Origin of the sequence: Streptomyces sp. NPDC059853, assembly GCF_042731495.1 — a bacterium.
Taxonomy (GTDB): domain Bacteria; phylum Actinomycetota; class Actinomycetes; order Streptomycetales; family Streptomycetaceae; genus Streptomyces.
In genome coordinates this window covers 1-3254 of sequence record NZ_JBHWJL010000426.1, presented here as the reverse complement: position 1 = coordinate 3254, position 3254 = coordinate 1, and the positions used below count along the sequence as shown (strand labels likewise).

Sequence of the window (3254 nt, the reverse complement as noted above, 5' to 3'; positions counted from 1 at the left end):
GACGACGGCCCCGGACGGCCCGGGCCGCCACGGCGGGCCGGGAGCCGCCGCCCCCGGTGCCGCGGGACCGCCACCGCCCTCAGACCCGGACGCCCGAGGCCGGCAGGCCCCGGGGCATCGCCGCCTCGATCTCCTCCCGCAGTTCCCGTACGGTCCCCAGCCCCTGGTACGAGCCGGTCAGCCGGTACATCTGGCGCAGCCGCTCCCAGGTCCGCAGGGACGAGTTCTCCCGGATGCTGGCCAGGGCCAGCCGGGCCGTGTTGGTGCCCTGGTCGGGCTCGTCGGCGATGAAGTGCGCCGAGGCGAGCGAGAGCTGGTCGAAGAGCATGGACCGCTGCCGGTCCCTGATCCGCAGCTCCAGCGCCTCGTTCGCGTGCCGTTCGGCGATCGGCGCCGCGGCCGGCTCGTGTTCGGCCAGGGTCCGGTACGCCAGCGCCTGCATGCCGTGCAGATCCGCCGCGTCGAACATCTGCATCCAGCTGGGCGGCGGCACATCGCCCCGGTCGGAGACGAACAGGTCCTCGGCCTGCCCGAGGGTGCGGCGCATCGCCTGGCCGCGCCCCAGGGAGGCCTGCGCCCACGCCTCGATGGTGTAGAGCATGGCGCGGGTGCGCGGCAGTGCCTCGTCCCCGGCGCCGCGCTTGGCCAGTTGCATCAGGTCCAGCGCTTCGTCGGGCCGGCCCAAGTGCACCATCTGCCGCGCCGCCCGGGACAGCGCCTCGCCGGCCCGCGGCCGGTCGCCGCCCTCCTTGGCGGCGTGGGTGGCGATCACGAAGTACTTCTGCGCGGTGGTCTCCATGCCCACGTCGTGGGACATCCACCCGGCGAGGACCGCCAGGTTGGCCGCCACACCCCACAGTCTGCGCTGCAGGTGGGGGGGATGGCGGTAGGCGAGTATGCCGCCCACCTCGTTGAGCTGGCCGACCACCGCCTTGCGCTGGAGCCCGCCGCCCTTCTTGGCGTCCCAGGCGCGGAACACGTCGACGGAGTTCTCCAGTGCGTCGATCTCCTCGGAGCCGACGGGGGCCGCCTCGTACCGGTCGAGGCTTGCCGTGTCGGTACTGCCGCGGGTGAGGTCGGAGGGGGAGGAAGCGCCTGTCCCCGGCGGGGTCAGGAGCCAGTCGTGCATGGCGTCGCTGAGTGCGGAGCCTGCGGCGAGCGCGGCGCCCGCGCCCACCATGCCGCGTCGGTTGAGCATGAGGTCCATTCCCGTGAATTCGGTGAGAACCTCGGCCGTCCGCCGGGGAGCCCACGGCAGCCCGTCGATGGACTGACGCGTCCCCGCATCCCCTGGCCGGCGCAACCCGAGATCCTCGATGGTCACGACACGGCCGAGTCGCTCGGTGAACAGCGCCGCCAGCACGCCGGGCACCGGATCGCGCGGGGTCTCCCCCAGTTCGATCCAGCGCCGTACCCGTGAGGTGTCCGTGGCGAGCTGGGGATGGCCCTGGGCCGCCGCCTGGCGGTTCACCAGCCGGGCGAGTTCACCTTTGGACCATCCCGCCAGCCCGAACAGGTCGGCGAGGCGGGTGTTGGGTCGTCTGCTCACGTCAAGCCCCCAGGATCTCGGCTGAGTTGACAGTAACCGCCCGGAGGCCGCGGGATTCCCATTCGCCAGGGTTCGCCAGGGTCCGCTCGGTGGTACGCCACCCGCCCGGGGGAGTCAGGTAGAACCGCGCCACCCCGGTCCGGTCCCCGGCCGGCATTCCCCAGGATGCCGGTGCGGGCCCGGGTCGGGAGCGCTCTCATACGTACCCGGCGCACGACGTACGAAGGGACCCTGCCCGCCCATGTACTCAGCATCCACCCCCGTGTTCACCCGCCCGCGTCCGGCGGAGCAGGCCACCCGACCCGCGGACCGCGCCACCCGTGCCACCGACCGCACCGGCCGGCCCGTGGGCCGCGGCCTGCCGCCCCAGGGCGGCAACCGGCTGGACTTCTCGGGCGCGCGGGGGGCCCGGCTGCGTACCGCGCTGGCCGCCGTGCAGGAGATCTGCCCCGAGTTCAACGCCGTCCAGGTGCTGCGCGAGCGCGGCCAGTCCCTGGTGATCGCCGGGATGACCGGGCGGCGGGCGGCCGTCGCCAAGTGCCTGCTGGACGCCCCGGCGCAGCCCGCGCGGGCGGAGCGGATGCGCAAGGAGATAGCGGCGTACCGCAGTTTCGTGCGGCACCGGCCACCGGTGCGGGTGCCGAAGCTGGTGGCCGCCGATCCGCACAGCTGCACGCTGGTCACCGAGTTCATCCCCGGCCGGCCGGCCGGGAGCGTGCGGCATCCGCTGTCGCCGCCGAGCGTGACGGACCAGCGGGCGCTGCTGGGCTCGCTGGTGCGGCTGGGGCAGTGGCGGCCCCCGGCGGGCGCGTTCGACGACGCGGTCAACTATCCGGCGCAGCTGGCCCGCTACCACGCGCTGGGGCTGCTCACCGACCGGGACATCGACGATCTCCAGGCGCTGCTGCACGGGTTGCGCGGGCTGCGCGACCCGGGGCAGGAGCTGCCGCGGCAGTTCTGCCACGGCGAGGCGCTGGTGAGCAATGTGGTGCTCTCCCCGACCGGCCCGGTGCTGGTGGGCTGGGACGCGGCGGGCTGGTATCTGCCGGGGTACGACCTGGCGACGCTGTGGGCCTGTCTGGGGGACGCGCCGCAGGCCCGCCGCCAGCTCAGCCAGACGGCGCAGGCGTGGGGTCCGGCCGGGCGGGACGCCTTCCTGGTGAACCTGATGCTGATCCTCACCCGGGAGATCCGGATCTGCGAGGAGGCGGTGCACCGGGCGATGCGGGCGGCGCCGGGTCCGGCGACGGCGGGCGGGATGGCGTACGGCGAGGAGCAGCGGCTGCTGCTGCGCCGGCTGCACGACGACTGGGCGCTGGCCCGGCGGGCGGTGCGGGCGGCGGTGGGGACCCGCTGAGGCCGGCGCGGCCGGGCGGCGCGCGGGGTGCGGGGTGATTGACCGCCTCCCGGCGGAGGGATAGTCCTGCGCTCGTGGAGCCCGTATCCCGCCCCGGCAGCCCCGGCCGCCGCACCGCCCGCACCGCTCGCGCCCTGGCCGGCCTCGCCGCCGCGGCCGCCCTGCTGCTGCCGGTCACCGCGCACGCCGCGCCGCCGCCCGAGGACGCCCTGCGCCGGGCGTACGGCGCGGCGGCCCGGCAGTACGGCGTGCCCGAACCGCTGCTGCTCGCCCTCGGCTATCTGCACTCCCGCTGGGAGCACCACGACGGCGCGCCCAGCGTCACCGGCTGCCACGGCGGCATGCAGC

The 3254-nt window shown here is 75.2% G+C and carries 2 protein-coding genes and 1 pseudogene; 2 read left to right on the top strand and 1 reads right to left on the bottom strand.

All coding sequences use genetic code 11. The features are described 5' to 3' along the window. Positions 1-79: 79 nt before the first annotated feature. A complete protein-coding gene (locus ACFV5N_RS26170) occupies positions 80-1549 on the bottom strand; it encodes a hypothetical protein (RefSeq protein WP_385604512.1) in 1470 nt (489 codons plus the stop codon). 241 nt (positions 1550-1790) lie between these two features. Here ACFV5N_RS26170 and ACFV5N_RS26165 point away from each other — a divergent pair, with 241 nt between their 5' ends. Both ACFV5N_RS26165 and ACFV5N_RS26160 read left to right on the top strand, forming a co-directional pair. Continuing rightward, positions 1791-2906 carry an aminoglycoside phosphotransferase family protein gene (locus tag ACFV5N_RS26165; protein ID WP_385604509.1) on the top strand — a complete coding sequence of 372 codons (1116 nt, stop codon included), beginning with the start codon at positions 1791-1793 and terminating at the stop codon, positions 2904-2906. Between the two features lie 74 nt (positions 2907-2980). After that, positions 2981-3254: pseudogene (locus ACFV5N_RS26160) on the top strand (N-acetylmuramoyl-L-alanine amidase); the annotation flags it as partial.